25 protein-coding genes are annotated in these 17,339 nt (G+C 64.6%); 2 read left to right on the top strand and 23 right to left on the bottom strand.

Annotation, left to right across the window (positions count from 1 at the left end; all coding sequences use genetic code 11):
- From hsdR to SAB01S_RS17350, 11 genes are all read right to left on the bottom strand, one after another.
- The coding region (gene hsdR, locus SAB01S_RS17305) for an EcoAI/FtnUII family type I restriction enzme subunit R (protein WP_169802584.1) at positions 1–1,216 on the bottom strand (1,216 nt) is incomplete at its 3' end.
- Positions 1,206–1,412 carry a ribbon-helix-helix protein gene (locus SAB01S_RS18935; RefSeq protein WP_062734569.1) on the bottom strand — a complete coding sequence of 69 codons (207 nt, stop codon included), beginning with the start codon at positions 1,410–1,412 and terminating at the stop codon, positions 1,206–1,208. The genes hsdR and SAB01S_RS18935, both read right to left, overlap by 11 nt.
- A gap of 219 nt (positions 1,413–1,631) precedes the next feature.
- Positions 1,632–1,835: a hypothetical protein gene (locus tag SAB01S_RS17315; protein WP_030540902.1), complete on the bottom strand. Its 204-nt coding sequence runs from the start codon at positions 1,833–1,835 to the stop codon at positions 1,632–1,634.
- Between the two features lie 281 nt (positions 1,836–2,116).
- Positions 2,117–3,292: a DUF8462 domain-containing protein gene (locus SAB01S_RS17320; protein ID WP_030540903.1), complete on the bottom strand. Its 1,176-nt coding sequence runs from the start codon at positions 3,290–3,292 to the stop codon at positions 2,117–2,119.
- 82 nt (positions 3,293–3,374) lie between these two features.
- Complete coding sequence (locus SAB01S_RS17325; RefSeq protein ID WP_062734570.1) at positions 3,375–3,983, bottom strand: DUF6088 family protein; 609 nt, start codon at positions 3,981–3,983, stop codon at positions 3,375–3,377.
- Positions 3,984–4,138: 155 nt separating this feature from the next.
- Positions 4,139–5,260, bottom strand: a complete 1,122-nt coding sequence (locus SAB01S_RS17330) for a relaxase/mobilization nuclease domain-containing protein (RefSeq protein WP_030540905.1) — start codon at positions 5,258–5,260, stop codon at positions 4,139–4,141.
- Positions 5,253–5,813, bottom strand: coding sequence for a plasmid mobilization protein (locus tag SAB01S_RS17335; RefSeq protein ID WP_037471456.1), 561 nt, complete (start codon positions 5,811–5,813; stop codon positions 5,253–5,255). The genes SAB01S_RS17330 and SAB01S_RS17335 overlap by 8 nt, the downstream gene beginning before the upstream one ends.
- 206 nt (positions 5,814–6,019) lie before the next feature.
- Positions 6,020–6,964: a ParB/RepB/Spo0J family partition protein gene (locus tag SAB01S_RS17340; protein WP_030540907.1), complete on the bottom strand. Its 945-nt coding sequence runs from the start codon at positions 6,962–6,964 to the stop codon at positions 6,020–6,022.
- Positions 6,964–7,728, bottom strand: coding sequence for a ParA family protein (locus SAB01S_RS17345; RefSeq protein WP_030540908.1), 765 nt, complete (start codon positions 7,726–7,728; stop codon positions 6,964–6,966). Before SAB01S_RS17345 ends, SAB01S_RS17340 begins: the two co-directional genes overlap by 1 nt.
- A gap of 12 nt (positions 7,729–7,740) precedes the next feature.
- The gene (locus SAB01S_RS18700; RefSeq protein WP_013039042.1) at positions 7,741–7,917 is read right to left on the bottom strand and encodes a hypothetical protein; all 177 of its coding nucleotides are present in this window, start codon (positions 7,915–7,917) and stop codon (positions 7,741–7,743) included.
- 191 nt (positions 7,918–8,108) lie between these two features.
- The gene (locus tag SAB01S_RS17350) at positions 8,109–8,501 is read right to left on the bottom strand and encodes a DUF3768 domain-containing protein (protein WP_174525680.1); all 393 of its coding nucleotides are present in this window, start codon (positions 8,499–8,501) and stop codon (positions 8,109–8,111) included.
- Positions 8,502–8,760: 259 nt separating this feature from the next.
- Between SAB01S_RS17350 and SAB01S_RS18730 the strand changes: the two genes are divergently transcribed.
- The gene (locus SAB01S_RS18730) at positions 8,761–9,111 is read left to right on the top strand and encodes a hypothetical protein (RefSeq protein WP_030540260.1); all 351 of its coding nucleotides are present in this window, start codon (positions 8,761–8,763) and stop codon (positions 9,109–9,111) included.
- Positions 9,112–9,371: 260 nt separating this feature from the next.
- On the opposite strand, the gene SAB01S_RS18940 is transcribed toward SAB01S_RS18730, so the two are convergent.
- The gene (locus SAB01S_RS18940; protein WP_237751569.1) at positions 9,372–9,524 is read right to left on the bottom strand and encodes a hypothetical protein; all 153 of its coding nucleotides are present in this window, start codon (positions 9,522–9,524) and stop codon (positions 9,372–9,374) included.
- A gap of 122 nt (positions 9,525–9,646) precedes the next feature.
- A complete protein-coding gene (locus SAB01S_RS17365) occupies positions 9,647–9,811 on the bottom strand; it encodes a hypothetical protein (protein ID WP_007688065.1) in 165 nt (54 codons plus the stop codon).
- A gap of 306 nt (positions 9,812–10,117) precedes the next feature.
- On the opposite strand from SAB01S_RS17365, the gene SAB01S_RS17370 reads away from it, so the two are divergent.
- Positions 10,118–10,552: a thermonuclease family protein gene (locus SAB01S_RS17370; protein WP_030540259.1), complete on the top strand. Its 435-nt coding sequence runs from the start codon at positions 10,118–10,120 to the stop codon at positions 10,550–10,552.
- Between the two features lie 75 nt (positions 10,553–10,627).
- Here the strand turns inward: SAB01S_RS17370 and SAB01S_RS17375 are convergent, their stop codons facing one another.
- The 10 genes from SAB01S_RS17375 to SAB01S_RS17420 form a co-directional block, all read right to left on the bottom strand.
- Complete coding sequence (locus SAB01S_RS17375; RefSeq protein ID WP_007688067.1) at positions 10,628–11,035, bottom strand: single-stranded DNA-binding protein; 408 nt, start codon at positions 11,033–11,035, stop codon at positions 10,628–10,630.
- A gap of 407 nt (positions 11,036–11,442) precedes the next feature.
- The gene (locus tag SAB01S_RS17380; protein ID WP_245646519.1) at positions 11,443–12,282 is read right to left on the bottom strand and encodes a hypothetical protein; all 840 of its coding nucleotides are present in this window, start codon (positions 12,280–12,282) and stop codon (positions 11,443–11,445) included.
- A complete protein-coding gene (locus SAB01S_RS17385; RefSeq protein WP_021224341.1) occupies positions 12,224–13,165 on the bottom strand; it encodes a DUF2493 domain-containing protein in 942 nt (313 codons plus the stop codon). Before SAB01S_RS17385 ends, SAB01S_RS17380 begins: the two co-directional genes overlap by 59 nt.
- Before the next feature lie 374 nt (positions 13,166–13,539).
- Entirely contained in the window at positions 13,540–14,253 is a 714-nt protein-coding gene (gene arsH, locus SAB01S_RS17390) for an arsenical resistance protein ArsH (protein ID WP_062734574.1), read from the bottom strand.
- Complete coding sequence (arsN2, locus tag SAB01S_RS17395; protein ID WP_007688071.1) at positions 14,253–14,684, bottom strand: arsenic resistance N-acetyltransferase ArsN2; 432 nt, start codon at positions 14,682–14,684, stop codon at positions 14,253–14,255. The genes arsH and arsN2 overlap by 1 nt, the downstream gene beginning before the upstream one ends.
- Positions 14,681–15,748: an ACR3 family arsenite efflux transporter gene (gene arsB / locus SAB01S_RS17400; protein WP_007688072.1), complete on the bottom strand. Its 1,068-nt coding sequence runs from the start codon at positions 15,746–15,748 to the stop codon at positions 14,681–14,683. The genes arsN2 and arsB overlap by 4 nt, the downstream gene beginning before the upstream one ends.
- Complete coding sequence (gene arsC / locus SAB01S_RS17405; RefSeq protein WP_007688073.1) at positions 15,745–16,185, bottom strand: arsenate reductase (glutaredoxin); 441 nt, start codon at positions 16,183–16,185, stop codon at positions 15,745–15,747. Before arsC ends, arsB begins: the two co-directional genes overlap by 4 nt.
- Positions 16,182–16,718: an arsenate reductase ArsC gene (locus SAB01S_RS17410; protein WP_007688074.1), complete on the bottom strand. Its 537-nt coding sequence runs from the start codon at positions 16,716–16,718 to the stop codon at positions 16,182–16,184. Before SAB01S_RS17410 ends, arsC begins: the two co-directional genes overlap by 4 nt.
- Positions 16,719–16,730: 12 nt before the next feature.
- The gene (locus SAB01S_RS17415; RefSeq protein WP_021224340.1) at positions 16,731–17,114 is read right to left on the bottom strand and encodes an ArsR/SmtB family transcription factor; all 384 of its coding nucleotides are present in this window, start codon (positions 17,112–17,114) and stop codon (positions 16,731–16,733) included.
- Positions 17,115–17,121: 7 nt separating this feature from the next.
- The coding region (locus SAB01S_RS17420; RefSeq protein ID WP_083951441.1) for a zincin-like metallopeptidase domain-containing protein at positions 17,122–17,339 on the bottom strand (218 nt) is incomplete at its 5' end.

The following is a 17,339-nucleotide window of genomic DNA, read 5'->3' on the forward strand; positions in this document are numbered from 1 at the left end:
ACGCGATAGCCTCGGTGCGCGCGCGCAGTGCAACCACACGCTCAAAGTCCTTGGTCTGATACTCATCGTCAGGGATCGATCTGCCGTAGCGGTCAAGCTCCTCGTTGCTGGGGCGCCACCCGGCGGCATCCCACGCCGTCACAACCCGGTGCACACGATAGGGGGCGAGGAAGCCATCATCGATTCCCTGACGCAGACTGTACTCGTAAATGGGGTTTCCGAAGTAGAGATAGGTGTCGCGGTTATCATCGCGCAGCGGCGTCGCCGTCATGCCCAGCTGAAAGGCCGGCTTGAAATGCTCAAGGATCGCGCGCCAGGAACTGTCATTACGCGCGCTGCCACGATGGCATTCGTCCACGATGATAAGGTCAAAGAAGTCCGACGGGTAATCTCGGAACAGGCCTTCACGGCGCTCATCCTCGGCGAGCGCCTGATAGATGGCAAAATACATCTCGCGGCTGAAGACGATTTCGCCGGAGGCGATCTTGTGGCGCGCATCGCCGAACGGCGCGAACGTCTTGTCCTTGGGATCGTCGATCAGAATATTCCGGTCGGCAAGGAAGAGAATTCGCGGCTTACGGTGCTCGCCTGTCCGGTTCCAGCGGCTTGACCAGAGTTTCCAGCATAACTGGAACGCAACGACGGTTTTCCCGGTGCCTGTCGCCATGGTGAGGAGCACGCGTTTCTTGCCGCCTAGGATTGCCTCAATGGTACGGTTGATGGCGATCTGCTGATAGTAGCGCGGCGCCTTACCCCCGTCGTGATTGTAGGGCGCAAGAAGCTGGGAGACCTGCGATATGCCCGTGATGCCCGATCCGGTCTGATAGCGCTGCCACAACTCGTCCGGAGTAGGATAGGCCGAGATCCGGTTTTCACGCCCAGTAAAATAATCGATCTCGATAATGTCCGCGCCGTTGGTCGCATACGCGAACTTCAGACCGAGCATCTCAGCATATTCGCGCGCCTGCTGCACGGCGTCGAAGGCGGTTCTGTAACTCGCTTTCGCTTCGACAACGGCTATCGGAAAGTCGCGCGTGTGACGCAGAAGGTAGTCCACGCGCTTTGGAGGTTTTCGGATAAAGCCCTTGCCCATGGGAATGACGCGGCCATCCGTAATGCTGCGCTGTTCCGCAATTGAATGCGGGTCGTTATCCCACCCGGCCGCCTGGAGCTTGGGAACGACATGCTTGCGGCAGGTGTCAGCCTCATTGCCCATGTGCCGTCCCCTTGCCATGCGACGGCCTAGGCCCCTTATGTTTGCTCGAAAGCGGCTCGTGGGCGCTTACGTACTCTCTCATGAACTCCCGCAGAACTTGGGCTGCAGGCCTGTCTTGGCCGCGACACGCCTCCACAAACGCCTCGCGGAGTTCGCGGTCAATCCGGATTCTCAGCCCTGCATCCTTGGTCTTCATGGGATCCGGTGTAACCAAAGGATACACAAATGGGTAGCGAGAAATCTAATTAGTCGAAGCCTATGACGTTGCGATTGATCATAACGAAGGTCGGCCATCAGGCCTGAATTTCAGGCGCGAACGACTGAGATTTTGGCGGTTGTCGACATTTGTAAATGCAGAGGCAGAAGACGCCCACCGTCATATGGGAGCTAACCCAGTCCTTAGTATTGCCCCATATCACACGGGTGGGTTGATGTCGGCCCAATAGGTGACTTCTTCCAGGATATGCATGCTTTCGGGATCTTCCCAGCCTTCGCGGTCGCTATCCCATCGCCCGATCACAGGGAGGTCAACCTCCCAGAGCAGCAAGCGACGGCCGTCTTTCCGGTCTTCCGGCAAAGTGCCGATCGGCTCCCAAGGGATGTGCTTGGCGGTGATCATGCAAGTTCCCTCGCTCGATTCCATTGGTCCCGCATTTAGCCCATCTTTGTGCAGGCACGAAACCCAGCTGGTTGCCAACCTGTCGGGTTTCGGCAGCCCGCCTGAGAACAGCAGCTTTTCGGTGCGTTCGGCTTTTGACGCCAGACTTCTGTGCGTGAGCGGCCACTCGCTTGTGGATGCTGGCACTGATTTAACATAATACAAATTATCAGATTTCTATCGTTGTATAACAATCACTTATGGCCGCACCTCCACAAGCAGGCAGCCATCATCTGCCAAGACTAAGCTTCAGGCATCACTCTTTTCATATAGGTATCGAATAACGGCACTGTGAACGCCGTGTCCCCATGAGCAGGACTATAGAGCATACCCTTTGCAATCAGACTGTTGCGGGTCGGTGCGACGCTCGAGACTTTCACCCCCATAGCTTCAGCGACATCGCCTGATCGATGCGGACCAGGACCCAAGCTTGCCATTGCGCGGAGATATCGCTTTTCTGCCGGCGTCAGCCTGTCAAAACGCACACGGAAGAAGCTCGCATCCAGTTCGGCCAGTGCGCTTTTTGTAGCAACTGCGATATCGGCGGCGGTGATCGGTGAAGCATCAGCAACATCCCACCCATGCTTTCCCCACTCCTGAAGGAAATACGGATACCCCTGGGTTTGCGCCAAAATTGCATCCAAAGCCGCATTTTCGATGGACTCCTTTTCGCGCGCGATTGGCAGACGGATGGCGTCCCGCGCCGCCTCGTCATCCAGCGGACCTACGGCGATGAATTCAAACAGACGCTCTGCATAGGATTTTGCTCGCCCCATTTGCCCCAGAAGCTGAGGCAAACCAGCTGCCAGCATGGTTACCGGTAGCTGTCTCTGACTGGCTCGATGGAGCGCGCTAATCAATGCCGCGAGCTGTTCCTCTGGCACATATTGCAGTTCGTCGATCACCAGGACGACCGCAGTTTTTCGTTCCTGGGCGGCCTCTCCCACGGCGACAATCAGATCGGCCAGGTCGGTCTCGAGGTCGCCACTGTCCGCAAGGCCCGGCTCGGGTTCGAAATCCAGCGCGACCTCAAGATCATCATATTTGACCTTGAGCTTCGCGAATCCCGCCAGCGCTTGCAGAGCGCGCTTCACGCCGGCCGAAGCTTGTTTTAACCGATCGAGACGCAGCAGTGCCGCCCGTAACGCAGGAACCAATATCCCCGGCAACGATCGGTTTTCAGGAGCTTCTATCGCGACTACGGCCATCCCTTCGCGCTCCGCAGCATCCCGCATGGTGGCGAGAAGAACGGTTTTTCCTACCCCTCGCAAACCGTACAGGATGCTCGGTCGGGCTGCTCGCGCCATGCGGATCCGGTCAAGAGCTACGGCGTTGCGTTCCAGCAATGCACCGCGTCCCGCGAGTTCAGGCGGCGGTGTACCTGCGCCGGGCGCAAAGGGGTTTCTACGAGCATCCATAGCGAGGTTATGGCAGTTTATATTTTTTCTGTAAACTTACTAATCTCTCTTGATATCTGCCTCGGCCGGTCTGCGAGCGAACTCATCCATTACGGGCGGCGCCGATCTTTAAGACGAGGTCGCCCATCCATCCGGGCATCTCGGCCCTGGCCTGGGCAAGCATCCGCATGTCGCGATCATCGAGGCGGGCGGCGAAGTGCCGGATCTTGTCGCTGTCGATATTGTCCTTCCCCAGATGCGCGAGCGCCTGCACGACCGCGTTGACCGAGTCAGGCGCATTGTCGATCACCGGTGCGCGGCTGTGCTTGAGCGTCAGGCTGCGCCCGCCCGCTTGCCTGACCCGGGTCCGCCCGGTCGTGGCATAGCTGGCCCGGGCGGGAACCTGGGTCGATAGCCCGAGCCTGTTCGCCGCCGCCGCGCCCGACGGTGCGAGCTTGTCCCCGCTCTGCGTCGAGAGGGCCTTGGCGACATTGGCGGGATCGGGACTGAGCGCACCGAGCTTGTCATGCTGGCGCGGATAGTCATAAAGACCCCGGCCGATGCGCCGGATGTCGCCGGCGGTCACGAGGCGCGACAGCGCCATGTCGACCGACCCACGCGTCCCGAAGTCGACGAAGCTCTTGGGCGTGAACACCCAGCCGCGGCCCTTGCCCCGCACGCGCTTCATGATCCGATCGGCTACCGCAGACATTGACTGTGCTCCTACCCGTTAGATAATAGCACGCTTTTTTCTAACAAGCCAGAAGCGCGTATCAGCGCCTAAATTCGCTATTTTCCAAGATATTTTGGCATCGCATCCAGATAGGATGCCCAGGTCACACAGGCAAGGTCCGGCAGCGCCGGCCATCATCGTTCCCGATCCCGGTGAAGCGGTGGCCGCCCCTCGTCCGCACCTGTGGGCGGCGAAACGCCCTCCGGCTCGTTTCGGCGCTCCTGCGGCGGCCGCTCGGATTGCAGTATCTCCCGCGCGCGCGCGAGCCGCCGCGACACCGCCGGCGGCATCGCCGCCAGAAAGCCGGCGATTTCCTGCCCCAAGGCACGATCTTCCGGTTTCCCGGTGCCGGCGAGCGCGACCGCTGCCTCGGCATAGGCGCCGCGGATCTGCTTCTGGCGCGAAAGCGCCATGACATCTTCTGCCCGGCGCTCCTGGTCGACCGCACGCACGAAGCTTTGCGCCCGCAGTTCGTTGAGCTGCGCGAGATTGAGCCTGCGCCCCTCGCCCCCAAGCCGGGCATCGAGATGGAGCGCGGACGAACGGACCCGCTTCTGGACATGGCCGCGCGCGCGCCGGGGGGTGGCTTCGGCCGCGACACCGCGCGCGCGCAGCTCATGCGCGAAGGTCTCACGCATATGATGGAGATCCGCCTTGCGCGGATTGAAGCGGGTTCCGTCCGCCCCTTCGGTCGCCACCGTCAGATGGACGTGGGGATGATCGGTGTCGGTATGGAGCGCCAGCATATAGGCATGGTTCGCCTCGAACAGGATCCGCGCGAATGCCTGCGCCGCGTCATGAAGCGTCTCGGCGTCGGTCGATCCCCCGGGCATCGAGAGCACCAGCGACATCGACGTCGGCCGCTCCCGGCCATGTTCGTTCATGGCCTCGTCGAGCATCGCCCAGTCCTGAGCGATCGCCTTGAGCCGATCCGGCTCGGTGATAATCTCGCCCTCGCTCGATCGGACGGCGAGCTTCCCGTGGCGCGCCACATAGCCGAAATGCTCGGCGACATGATGAGCGCCATATTGCTTGCCGGAGACCTTCACCATCACCTCGGGCGCCTTGCGCACGATCCGCTCGAGCTTGGCGCGCGCCTCGGCCTGGCTCATCGACATCGGCCGGGCGGCCCCGCCCCCGCTTCCGCCCGGTTTGATCCGAACATAAGCGCCGCGCAGGGTCCGCTTGCCGCCTGTCGGCGGCCGCCAGGCCTCCATCAGGCTGGGAAGCGGGAGAACCCCCTCCTCCTCACGCATCGGCCGTGTCCCAGTAGCGAAGATCGCCCTTGAGCGCGGCCCCGAGACCGGCAAGCGCATCGACGATCTCGGACCGGAAACTTGCGACCCTGGCCGCTTCCCGCGCGACGTCGAGGCCGGATTCGACCATCACCGAGGCGTTGAGCGCGCGGGTCGCCTGGTTGAGGTTGATCCCGATCCGATTGAGCTCGCGCCACGCCTGCGCGACGGCCGCTCGCTCCTCGCGCGGCAAGGGCGCGTTTGCGCGCAAGCGCCGCGCCAACAGCGTGGTGATCCAGTCGGTACGCTTCATCCCCAGCACATCCGCCGCGCGGTCGAGCGCGGCGATTTCTTCCGGGATCAGCCGAACCTCGACCCGGCAGGTTGCGCGCTGGCGGGCGCGCGGCGCCTGATGCCCCTCCCCCGCCTCCATGGCCAAGGCGTCACCGATCAAGCGGCGCAACAGCGCCGAGCGGCCGCCTGATGCCGCCGCGAGCGCGGCGAAGCGCTGGGCGACATCATCGTCGAGCCGAAAGGTGAGGACGGGCATGTCCCCAACGCTATTGTCATACATCCCCGGCGCCAAGCCTATCCGGCCCTCACCTTTACTCAACTCATCTTATAGTCTGCTTGGGCAGACTATCGCTCTTCGGCCAGTGAACGCCTCTTGAACATCGATCGTCCGCAGCAAGGGGCGGCGCCTTCGGCGCCGCCCCCGCCCATCGACACGAAAAGGGCCGCACCCCGAAGGGTACGGCCCAAACCATCGTGCAAGATAAACTACGAACGCGGAGGAGGCGGGTCAGTTGTTGGCAATGCCTCGCCTCTCTCGCCGATCGGACCGATCGACGAGGCAGCGACTTCACGCTCGTGGCCATCCTCGAAAATCACCGTGACCAAAGGCGCCAGCGGGAGCCACGCAGGGAAGCCGTCGACCAAGACCGGTAGTCTAGATCGGATCGGCGCGGAGGGTTTGTCCGTGAGGCCCGATCGAACCGGATCGCGGTCGGTGGGGGCCAATGGCTGTGCCACAGGCGCCCGCGGAGGGGCCGGCGCCGGGTGCGTCTGCTTGAGTTCGGCGATGAAGCGCGATCCTGCGGCGAGCGTTGCGCCGGCGTCGCCCCAGCTGGCGACATAGGCCTCGACCTCGGCAGGGTAGTCCCGCGCAGTGCGGTGCAGATCATAGAGAAGGCGAATGGGCGCAAACGGCAGGGCCGCCTTGAGATAGGCCGGCATGTCGCCATAGGCGGCATAGAGCGAGACGAACTGCTTGGATCGGCCGAGTGCCGCCGCGATCTCGACCTGGTTCATCCCGCCCTTCAGCATCCGGGCGATCGCATGGGCGAGCTCGACCGACGACAGATCGGCGCGCTGGTCGTTCTCGACGATCTGGTCGGCCAGCAGTTGCACCCCCTCGCCGACCGGCACGACGATCGCGGGGATCGTGGCAAGGCCAGCCAGCTGCGATGCGCGGAAGCGGCGCTCGCCCAGACGTATCCGGTGCATGCCGTTCGCGTCGGGCGGCGTAACCGTGATCGGCTGCAGCACGCCGCGCGACGCGATCGAGGCGGCCAGCTCGGCGAGCGCGTCATCGTCGAAGCTGCGCCGGGGATTGCCGGGGTCGGGCAGGATGCGCGCAAGCTCGATATCCTCGACCCGGCGCGCTCGTTCATGGTCGCCGACAAGAAGTCCGAACTCCTCGATGCGCTCGTCGAACTTCCCCATCAGGCGGCCGCGACCTCCAGGCTTGTCATGCGCCGCTCGATCTCGGCGAGCACCGCGCGGATCTCCTCGGCCGCCGCCTTGGCGCCGCTGCCGGTCTCCAGCCATACCGGACGATGATTTTCCGCGGCATGCTTGTAGGTCGGCCGCGCCTTGATGAAGGCCGGGAACATGAGCTTCTCGCCGACCGCATGCGCGAGCTTAACCGCATTCTCCATCTCGCGCCGGTCGAACGGATTGACCATCGAGGGGAGGAGCCCGAGGAAAGCGATCTTGCGGCCGGCGCGCGCGGCCTCGGCTTTGCGCAGCGCGGTCAGCAGCATCTTGGCGCATTCGACCGAATCCTCAGCCACCTGCACCGGCGCGATCACGGCATCGGCGACCGCCATCGCGCTCAAGGTGAGCTCGTCCCACTTGGGACCGGTGTCGATGACGCAATAGTCGAAATGCGGGCGGAGCGCCGGGAAGCGCCCGATGAAGTCGCGCACATCCTGCGCCGCCTTGACCATCTGGAGGCGGGGATCGGCGCCGAGCACGGTCAGCCCGCCCTGCCCGTCGGCGCACAGGGTAGCGGCAGGGTCGAACAGGTCGGCGGAAAACCCGCCCTGCCGCTCGGCGCCCAGGCGCCGCGTCGAGCTGCCCTGGGGATCGAGATCGACGAAGGCGACGCGGCGCTCAGGCGGTTCGGCGAGATACCAGGCGAGATGAGTGGCGAGGAAGGTCTTGCCGACCCCGCCCTTGAGCAGGCTGACGACGATCGTCTTCATGACCGCGGCACCTCAGCAATAGTCGTCCGGACCATCGCGCAGGTTGCGCTCATAATGATCGCGCGAGGACCAGTCGCCGCCACCGCCAATGCCGGGACCGACATAGCGGAACAGATAGACGGTGAGGGCGAAGCAGCCGAACGCGAAGAGAAACGCGTGATCGGGATGCGCGGCGAAATATGCGGCCATGATAAGTCTCCTTGGAGCCAGTGAAGGGCAAGCGAACGGCGCCACTGGCGCCGGCCACGCGCAATCGCGCGGCATCTCAGGCCCGCGCCCTCCCCTCCCGCATTTGCGGACGCGGCGTCCGTTGCCCGCATAGTCTGCTCAAGCAGACTTGGGCGGGCCATCCCCCCGGTCGGGGGGATGGCTGCGCCGGATCAATATTCGTCGGCCAGCAGGATGGTGAGCACGCGCGTCGTGACCTCGGGGTTCGCGGCATCCGCCGAGCCATAGGCGAGCTCGAGATCGTAATAGTCGATCTTCCAGTAGAGGATCGCATCCTCGAACTCGAAGCGGCCGAAATCATGCTCGCCGATCGGATCGTTGTCGGGCGTGAAGCTGTCATAGTCGCGCACGATCCGGAGGATCTCCGCGCGGCGGCGAAAGCCGCGGAACAGGGCGACCTCGCCGATCAGCGCCGCAACGCCGGCGGTCATCACGATCTGGTTGCGGCCCGGGCTATGGATGGACCGGCGAAGCGCGTCATTGAGTTCGGCGACGCGGGCGATCCGCTCGGCCTGGCTCATCGCATTCGGGGAGGATTGGGACATGAGAACGCTCCTGATCTGTCCGGCCCCGCCCGCCGGGGCCTTCCGACAGGCGTGCCAAGGGCCGGCGGCAGAGCGCGGCCGAGCACCCGCAGGGTCGCAACGGCAGTGGAGAAGCGCGCGGAGCGGGCTTGCGCGGGCGCGCGCGCCGGCCAGGCGAGCCGACAGGAGGAAGGTCTTGGCGGGCGGGATCGCGAAGAGATGATCGCGGTGTCCTGATCCTCTGGCTCCGCGGAGAGCCCGGCGCTATCCTCTGCCCGTCATGACGAGCAGCGCCACTCTCTTCCGCCTTGCCCCGGCCTGGACCACGTCACTCCAGGCGATGCGGCTGCGCCAGATCCTCGTCCGATCGCAATGCCGCCGCTGCGGCGGGTTGATGCGCGAGGATGTCGATGCCCTGATCGGGCTCCATGGAGCAGGCGCCAGCCTCATCGACCGGCAGGCCCGATGCCGCATGGTCGGCTGCGACGGCGCGGCCTATTATCTCGCGGCGCGCGGCCATGACCGTCTCTGGCACATATTGCTGCACGATGAGCACCTGCGCGCGGGCCTGGCCAACTGCCCTCCAGCGCGCGGCGCGACCGGCCGGGCCATCGTTTGCGCGCAGGGTTGAAAGTGCGAGCAGCCACGGCAGGGATCGTCACCCGAATGGGCTGAGACTTGGCACAAGGTTCAGGGCGAAGCCTAGAGCCCGGTCCGGCCGCGCCGGAGCCGCCATTCTCAGCGCATAGATGCAGAGAAATCCGACTTTCAGACGGCAACCGCCCGTCGCAGATTGCCAAGAGCAGAGCACGATTTCTGCGATACTTTACGGAGCTGCTGAAGCCTCTCCGCCGCCTCGCTCTCTTCGATCACGAGCGTCGAACGATCAGCCTACCGTGCCCGGATCGCGATCACACGAAAGATGGTGGCCCATCGACTGGTCCGTTCGACTGTCAGCTTCGCCTGGCCATGGGCGAGCATCGTGGGCAGCCCTTTCTGGTGCCGAAATTCCGCCAGCAGGCTCGCGACACCCTTTCCCTCCACGGAAAAGGGGCCGCCCTCATCGATGAGTGCAGCGAGGTCATCGAGCCGTTGCCCGTCTTCGGCGCAAGCCGCGATCGAAGCGAGGGGAATAACCGGGAGCCGAGCGGCTCCCGGACGAGCCGTCAGGCAAAGGGATCGAATTCGGTGACGATGGCGACGCTGCCGTCGGCGTCTTCGGCGGTGATGACCCCGTAATGCTGCCCGATCGCGATGACGAAGGTGACCATCATGAGGCTGCGCGAGAGGCTGAAGGCGTGGCGGCGAGCGATTGCGATGTCGGTGAACATGTCGAGGCTCCTTTGCGCGCCGGCGGGTTCGTCCCGCTCGACAGGCGCCCGATGTGTCCGGCCGGTGGCCGCGATCACTTTTTTGGCTGGAGGCCCAAAAAGCCGTAGCGAAGCGACCGGACCCCTTGCGGGTTGATCGCAAAAGGTCACCGGGTGGACCAAGGATCGCGCCGATTGAGAGCGGGCGAACCCGCCGGCCAGGAGGCCAGGTCCCCGCCGATGTCGCGCCCCGCCCCTTGCCCTGCCTGCCGCCCCATCCAGCGGGGTCCGGATGACAGGCGGCCGCTTGTCGGTTAGCCCCGCCGGATGCTGTTCCCGCTCCTGCTCGCCGCCGCCGTGGTCCCCAATGGTCAGACTTTCGCCTGCACACCGACGCGCGTCTGGGATGGCGATGGCCCGATCTGGTGCCGCGAGGGCGCCCATGTGCGGCTCGCCGGCATTGCCGCGCGCGAGATCGACAACAGCTGCCGCCCCGGCCAGCCCTGTCCGAGAGCAAGTGGCCCGGCCGCCCGCGATGCGCTGGTGCGCCTGCTTGGCGGACCGCGCGGCCAGACATCCACCGGGCATATTCGCGTGGCTGGCTCCACCATGCGCTGCGTCTCGACCGGCGAAGCCAAGGGCAACCGGACCGGCGCCTGGTGCAACGCGCCCGGCATCGGCGATCTCAGCTGCGCGATGATTGCGACCGGCACCGTGCTGCGCTGGGAGCGCTATGCCAAGGGGCGATGCCGATCCCGCTGATCCGCTTGGGACCATGCCGCGCCTGAACAGGATAAGAGGCCCGGCGGCGATGCCGCCGGGCCGCCCTGTCCGACCTCAGAACGGGATTTCATCGTCCTCGGGCTCGTTGCCGCCGCCGCTATTCTCGTTCGACTTGGCGCGGGTGAGGAAGGTCACCTCGTCGGCGATGATCTCGACGCCGTAGCGTTCGATATTCTCGCTGTCGGTCCAGCGGGTGTAGTGGATACGGCCCCGGACCATGACCTTCATGCCCTTGTCGACATATTGCTCGACCGTCTTGCCGACGCCGTTGAAGCAGGTGATCCGGTGCCATTCGGTGTCCTCGAGGCGGCGATTGTTGTCGTCGCGCAGGATCTTGCCGTTGCTGTCGCGCTTCGGGCGCGAGGTGGCGAGGCTGAAATGGGTGATGCGGGTGCCGCCCTGGGTGGTGCGGGTTTCCGGCGTGCCACCGACATTGCCGGCGAGGATGACGAGGTTCTGCATGGCTTGGGTTCCTTCGATATGGGTCCAAGGGACCGTCCCTTCGACTGATCCCCGGCCAAGGCGGACAGGACGGCCAATCCACCGACAGCGCAGCGCCGGGGAACCCCGGGACAAGGGGTGGTGCGGGCAGCCGTGGCACACGGCAACTCGGCCCGATGGCTCGCGGGTTGGATGGGTCGGACGGCCGGCTTAGGGGTCAGATGAGGAGAAGGACGGTGCGTCGCTTGGGCCATGACCGGAGCCCACCCATCGAAACCGCCGATATTGCCGGCTTTGCTGAGCTCGCCGGTCCGGCATCTCGCGGACCTTACGCGCGCGCCTTATCTGCCCGTCCCTTGAGCCGCAGGACGGGATTGTAGATCCTTCGCATGGCCACTCGCGGGCTCGACACGACGTCCGTTGCACGATCACGCGGAGGGGGAAGAGGAGGTGGGCAAGGTGGCGGCGCCTGGCATGGCTGGGCTCAGGCAGGCCGCCACGGCATCGAGGAGCTGCGTGGTCTCGCCAAGCACGGCGCCGATGTCGCAGGCATAGCCACCTGCCACCAGCGCGTCGATCCGATGCACGGCATAGGCCGGGCCGAGGCTCTTGATGAAATCGGCCAGGGGACGACCGGGCGCCGGCAGGCCTAGCTGCCACGCCTCGTCGAGGGCGCGGACAAGGTCATGACGGAGATCGCGGGCCAGCGCATCGTCCGTCCAGCCATGACCCAAAAGATGCGCCTTCAAACCCAGTTCGCAGGAGATCGCGAGCAAGTGCAGTGCCGGCGCGGGCGCAATAGGCGCGCCAATCTGCGCGCCGCGATGAAATTCGCGCGCACGATCGAGAAAAACCGCTGCAAGCACCGGGTCGCCGGGCGCCGCCAATCTTTCGACCGCGCGCCAGCGGCGCGGCGTCAGCTGGCGGAGCCAGGAAGGACCGGCCTGGTTGCGCAGATGTCGTAAGTAAGCGCCATCGGCTTCGTCCACATCGCGGCCCGTCGACCATAACGACAGGAGCTTCGCCTTCCAGTGGCGGCCATGCACAGCGCGGAATGCAAGGAGCACGCACGCACTGGCGCGATCGGGCATGAACATGATGCGGAACCTCCGAAGGGAACAAGGGACGCATCCGCCCCGCCCCCTCCCCTCCGGCACCGGAATCCGCGAGATTGAGAAAAGCCGGCCGCCGAAGCGGCCGGCACGGCGGTCAGCCGCGGGATAACGCCGCCGGCGGCGTTCCGAGCGGTCCGCGGCGATCGACGACATGGATGCCGCGCGCCTTGGCCTCGATCACCAGTCTTTCGGTGACGCCGTTGCCCTGGAAGGCGATGACGTAGCGCGGCTTGACCGAGAGCATCTGCTCGTTGCGCCGGAAGCCGGCACGATCGCCAAGCTTGCGATCAAGGCCGAACCGCAGCTGCTGGATGCCGTTCTGCTCGGCCCAGGATGCTGCAAGACGCTCGATGCCCTTCATGTCGCCGCCATGGACGAGATACATGTCGCCCACACGTTCGCGCACGGCCTTGAGGGTCCGCAGCAGATTGTCGGCAAACTGCTTGGCCTCGTCGTCGCTGGCGAAGCGAAGGCGCCCGCCGGCGAAGACCACGGGCGTGCCATGGACCATATTGGCATCGCGCACCCGCTCGCGCCGCGCCTGCAAATAGGCCCGGCCATCGACGATCGCAGCGGTCGTGCCGAGCGAGATGCGGTTGCCGGTCGCGGGCACCCAGGAGCGGCCGGTCTCGTGCAGATAGTGGCGCGCCGCGGTGTCGCGCATCCCCTCATAGGCCTGGGCGGACTGCTCGACCTTGCGGGCGAGATCGATCTTGTCCTCGAGGTCGGCGGTCGCGATCTCCGACCCGTCCTGCTCGGCGAGCAGGAGCCGGATCTCGTCGGTCAGGCGGTCGATCAGCTGATGCTTCTTGGCGGCCGCGCGGTGGAAGAGATTGACGAAGCCCCAGCCCAGATCCTCGATGTCGCGTTCGAGCGCGGTGAAGGGGAAGAGCGCGAAGAGATCGCTCCAGATGGCGCTGACGGTCTGTTCGAGCGCTTCGGCCGGCGGCGGCGCTTCCATCGAGCGTTGGTCGCCCATCAGGTCGAGATGGCCGAGTTCGAGTGCTTGGAGCACTGCTGAAAGGGAGCTGGTCATGAGGGATTGCCTTTCCGTGTCGCAGGGCCGGCGGCCTTCCCGCCGGATGCGCACCCTCCGGGCCATCGAAAAAGCGGCGGCGGCACCGCCGGGCAACGCCCAAGGGGAACCCGATAAGGTCCGGGTGGTGCGGGCAGGCGCGCCTCGGCGCGCCAACACGGCCGGAGCGTTCGGGTTGCCGCCGCCAGCGCGATGGCCCATGTGCCGCATCCTCTGGCGAAAGGCGCGAAGGCCCTGTCGCGTCAGGCATTCATGACGCAGAGGACCTTAAGAAGGGCACCCGCAACCCGATCTCCCGATACGCACAGGACGGCATGAAAGCGCGTCGCATCGGAAGAGCCCGGCCGTCAGGCCTTCGACCGTGAGGCCAGATCTTAGGCCGCGTCGCGCTTGGCGGCTGCCGCCTTGCGTTCCGAATAGCGGTCCACGAGTTGATCGGCATGGCGACGTGTCAGCACCGTGAAGCGCACCAGCTCCTCCATGACGTCGACGATCCGGTCATAATAGCTTGAGGCACTGAGACGGCCGTCCTCGTCGAACTCCTTGAACGCCATAGCAATGCTCGACTGGTTGGGGATGGTGAACATGCGCATCCACCGCCCGAGCAGCCGCAACGTGTTGACCGCGTTGAACGACTGCGATCCGCCCGAAACCTGCATGACGGCCAGGGTCCGGCCCTGGGTCGGACGCATGCCGCCGAATTCGAGCGGCAAATGGTCGATCTGCGCTTTCATGATGCCGGTGATCTGGCCGTGCCGTTCGGGACTGCACCAGACCATGCCCTCGGACCAAAGCGCATGCTCGCGAAGCTCATGCACCGCCGGGTGATCATCGTCCTTGATCTGGTCGGGGAGCGGGAGATCGGCCGGATCGAAGATCCGCACTTCGGCGCCGAAGAGGATGAGCAGCCGGGCCGCTTCCTCGACCGCGAAGCGACTGAACGACCGCTCGCGCAGCGAGCCGTAGAGGAGGAGGATGCGAGGTTTCGGCTCAAGCGCGCCGAGCCCGGCGGCGAGATCGGGCCGGATCATTGCACGGTCCAGCGCGGGCATGTGATCGGGTTCGGGAAGGATACGAAGACGCGACATCAGGCAATCCATTTGTACAAAAGGGCGGCGCTCGCCGGGCATAGCGATCGGAACTCGGCCGATTGCGCGATGACGGCAGGAACGTCGGTCCGTTCGGCTGTTTCATAGCCGTGACGGCGAAAGAAAGGCTCGGCGGTCGTGGTGAGCAGGTACAGGCTAGTCGCGCCCTCATCAGCTGCAGCGCGTTCGACTGCCGTGAGAATGGCACCGCCCAATCCGCATCCGCGCCGATCGGCCTTCACGACCAGCGAGCGCAGCAGGCGGTCGGAGCCGTCGCCTTCGATCCCGCCATAGCCGACAAGGCCAACATCATCCTCGAACCGAAAGAAGCGGCGTCCCGCCTCGGCGAGATCACTGGCAGGCAGACCCGCCGCGCTCAGCTCCGCCATCAGGTCGGAAAGCGACCTGGAATCCAGCAGTGTAGCGATCATGCAGGAACGCGTTGCTCGTACCAGGGCCGCGTCTTCTTGACGATGCTGACGACAGACAGCATTACCGGCACCTCGACCAGCACGCCCACCACGGTCGCGAGCGCGGCCCCGGAATTGAGGCCGAACAGGCTGATCGCGGCTGCAACCGCGAGCTCGAAGAAATTGGACGCGCCGATCAGCGCGGCCGGAGCGGCGACGCACCAGGCCACGCCGAAGCGCCGGCTGAGCCAATAGGCCAGGCCCGCATTGAAGTAGACCTGGATGAGGATGGGAATGGCAATCAGTGCGATGACCAGCGGATGAGCCAGGATCGCCGGGCCCTGGAAGCCGAACAGGAGGACGAGCGTCGTCAGCAGCGCAACCAGCGACACCGGCCCAAGCGTTGCCAGCAGCCGATCGAGCGCCGGCTGCCCGCCTGACGATAGCAACGCCCGACGAATGATCTGCGCGACGATGACGGGCACGACGATATAGAGCAGGACCGAGATGAGCAGCGTGTCCCAGGGCACTGTGATCGAGGCGACCCCGAGCAGCAGTCCGACCAGCGGTGCGAAGGCGAAGACCATGATCACGTCGTTGAGCGCCACCTGGCTCAGCGTATAGGTCGGCTCGCCGTCGCACAGGTTCGACCAGACGAACACCATCGCCGTGCAGGGGGCGGCGGCGAGCAGGATGAGCCCGGCGATATAGGCGTTGATCTCGCCCTGCGGCAGCAGCGGCCGGAAGAGCCATCCCAGGAACAGCGTGCCGAGCAGCGCCATTGAAAAGGGCTTCACCGCCCAGTTGATGAAGAGGGTGACGCCGACGCCCTTCCAGTGTTGGCGAACCGACCCCAACGCGCCGAGGTCGATCTTGAGCAGCATGGGGACGATCATCAGCCAGATCAGCACAGCCACGACCAGGTTCACGCGCGCGATCTCAGCCGATGCGATGGCTGCGAACAGATTCGGCAGCGAATAGCCGAGCGCGATGCCGACAGCGATGCAGAGCGCCACCCAGACGCTCAAATAGCGTTCGAAGCTGTTGATCGCCGGCTTGGGTCGTGCCGCAACGGTCGCGTTCACGCCCCGATCCTCTTGCCGGCGGCGTCGATGACCTGCTCGCCATCTTCCTTGGTGAAAGCCCCGCGCTGGGCGGACGGGAGAAGATCGAGCACCTCTTCCGATGGACGGCAGAGTTTCACGCCGAGCGGCGACACAACGATTGGCCGGTTGATGAGGATCGGATGTTCGATCATCGCATCAATGAGCTGGTCATCGCTGAGCGTCGGATCGGCAAGACCCAGCTCGGCGAAGGGCGTGCCCTTCTCGCGGAGCAACTGGCGTGCGCTGATGCCCATGCGGGCGATGAGCGAAACCAGGCGCGGGCGGTTGGGCGGCGTCTTGAGATATTCGATCACATGCGGCTCGATCCCGGCGTTGCGGATCATCGCCAGCGTGTTGCGCGACGTCCCACACTCGGGATTGTGATAGATGACGATATCGATTGCGGCATTGCTCATGCGCTGGGTGCCTTTTCGCTTGGGAGGTCGGCGCGGCCCTGTTCCTTGCCGATCCGGTTCAGCCGGTTCTGTAGACTCATCTTGTCGAGGCCTTCGAACGGCAGGTTGGTGAACAGCGAGATGCGATTGAACAGCATCCTGTAAGTATCGAAGAAGGCCGCGTGCTGCACCGTTTCGCTGTCCTCGATAGCGGCCGGATCGGGCACCCCCCAATTGGCGGTCAGCGGCTGCCCCGGCCAAACCGGGCAAAGCTCATTGGCGGCATTGTCGCAAACGGTGAACACGAAATCCAAGGACGGCGCATCGGGGCCGGAAAACTCTTCCCAGCTCTTCGAGCGGAACCGGCTTGCGTCGTAGTTCAGCTTCTCCAAGAGATGAATGGTGAACGGATGGACCTCGCCCTTGGGCTGGCTGCCGGCGCTGAACGATTTGAAACGGCCTAGCCCCTCACGGCTGAGGATCGCCTCGGCCATGATGGAACGGGCGGAATTGCCCGTGCAAAGAAACAGTACGTTCAACAGGCGATCCGTCATGTTGATGTCCTTTCAGGCAGCACGACAGGCAAGCAGTTCATCCGCAAGTGGATGGCAGAGCTCGGCCCGGCCACCACAGCAGTCCTTGACGAGGAACAGCATCACGGAGCGTAGCGCATCGAGATCGGCGCGGTAGTTGATGATCCGGCTGCGCCGCTCGGATGTGACCAGGCCGGCACGCGCCAGGGTCGCCAAATGCACCGACATCGTGTTCTGCGGGACATCCAGCGCCTTGGCGACCTCGCCGGCGGGAAGGCCTTCGGGTTCGTGACGCACCAGAAGGCGGAAGGCGTCGAGGCGCGTGGCTTGGGCAAGCGCGCCCAACGCGACGATGACAGATTCGTTATCCATATATCCACGATAGCGGATATATGGATATAGTGCAATCGGCGACATGGCGAGATCAAGCAGCCGCCTGCTCGTCCAGATCATCCTCGCAAGCGAGATCGGTTGCCCGCAGCAGAAACCCGGCGGCTTCCTCGGCTCGCGCAGCCGCCGTCAGCAATGCGCGATTATCCTTGCGCAAAATGGCGAGCCAGGATCCGATATAAGCCGCGTGGTCGTCGAGATGGGTGGTTGGGAGACCCACATCGGCGCCAACCAGCGCTGCTGTCAGTTCCG

Origin of the sequence: Sphingobium abikonense NBRC 16140, from assembly GCF_001598335.1 — a bacterium.
GTDB classification, from domain to species: Bacteria; Pseudomonadota; Alphaproteobacteria; order Sphingomonadales; family Sphingomonadaceae; genus Sphingobium; species Sphingobium abikonense.

Bases quoted from the DNA above. Each gene is read 5' to 3' on its own strand.
- SAB01S_RS18935 (WP_062734569.1), bottom strand. From the start codon at position 1,412: ATGAAGACCAAGGATGCAGGGCTGAGAATCCGGATTGACCGCGAACTC.
- SAB01S_RS17315 (WP_030540902.1), bottom strand. From the start codon at position 1,835: ATGATCACCGCCAAGCACATCCCTTGGGAGCCGATCGGCACTTTGCCG.
- SAB01S_RS17320 (WP_030540903.1), bottom strand. From the start codon at position 3,292: ATGGATGCTCGTAGAAACCCCTTTGCGCCCGGCGCAGGTACACCGCCG.
- SAB01S_RS17325 (WP_062734570.1), bottom strand. From the start codon at position 3,983: ATGTCTGCGGTAGCCGATCGGATCATGAAGCGCGTGCGGGGCAAGGGC.
- SAB01S_RS17330 (WP_030540905.1), bottom strand. From the start codon at position 5,260: ATGCGTGAGGAGGAGGGGGTTCTCCCGCTTCCCAGCCTGATGGAGGCC.
- SAB01S_RS17335 (WP_037471456.1), bottom strand. From the start codon at position 5,813: ATGTATGACAATAGCGTTGGGGACATGCCCGTCCTCACCTTTCGGCTC.
- SAB01S_RS17340 (WP_030540907.1), bottom strand. From the start codon at position 6,964: ATGGGGAAGTTCGACGAGCGCATCGAGGAGTTCGGACTTCTTGTCGGC.
- SAB01S_RS17345 (WP_030540908.1), bottom strand. From the start codon at position 7,728: ATGAAGACGATCGTCGTCAGCCTGCTCAAGGGCGGGGTCGGCAAGACC.
- SAB01S_RS18700 (WP_013039042.1), bottom strand. From the start codon at position 7,917: ATGGCCGCATATTTCGCCGCGCATCCCGATCACGCGTTTCTCTTCGCG.
- SAB01S_RS17350 (WP_174525680.1), bottom strand. From the start codon at position 8,501: ATGTCCCAATCCTCCCCGAATGCGATGAGCCAGGCCGAGCGGATCGCC.
- SAB01S_RS18730 (WP_030540260.1), top strand. From the start codon at position 8,761: ATGACGAGCAGCGCCACTCTCTTCCGCCTTGCCCCGGCCTGGACCACG.
- SAB01S_RS17365 (WP_007688065.1), bottom strand. From the start codon at position 9,811: ATGTTCACCGACATCGCAATCGCTCGCCGCCACGCCTTCAGCCTCTCG.
- SAB01S_RS17370 (WP_030540259.1), top strand. From the start codon at position 10,118: ATGCTGTTCCCGCTCCTGCTCGCCGCCGCCGTGGTCCCCAATGGTCAG.
- SAB01S_RS17375 (WP_007688067.1), bottom strand. From the start codon at position 11,035: ATGCAGAACCTCGTCATCCTCGCCGGCAATGTCGGTGGCACGCCGGAA.
- SAB01S_RS17380 (WP_245646519.1), bottom strand. From the start codon at position 12,282: ATGTCGTCGATCGCCGCGGACCGCTCGGAACGCCGCCGGCGGCGTTAT.
- SAB01S_RS17385 (WP_021224341.1), bottom strand. From the start codon at position 13,165: ATGACCAGCTCCCTTTCAGCAGTGCTCCAAGCACTCGAACTCGGCCAT.
- arsH (WP_062734574.1), bottom strand. From the start codon at position 14,253: ATGTCGCGTCTTCGTATCCTTCCCGAACCCGATCACATGCCCGCGCTG.
- arsN2 (WP_007688071.1), bottom strand. From the start codon at position 14,684: ATGATCGCTACACTGCTGGATTCCAGGTCGCTTTCCGACCTGATGGCG.
- arsC (WP_007688073.1), bottom strand. From the start codon at position 16,185: ATGAGCAATGCCGCAATCGATATCGTCATCTATCACAATCCCGAGTGT.
- SAB01S_RS17410 (WP_007688074.1), bottom strand. From the start codon at position 16,718: ATGACGGATCGCCTGTTGAACGTACTGTTTCTTTGCACGGGCAATTCC.
- SAB01S_RS17415 (WP_021224340.1), bottom strand. From the start codon at position 17,114: ATGTCGCCGATTGCACTATATCCATATATCCGCTATCGTGGATATATG.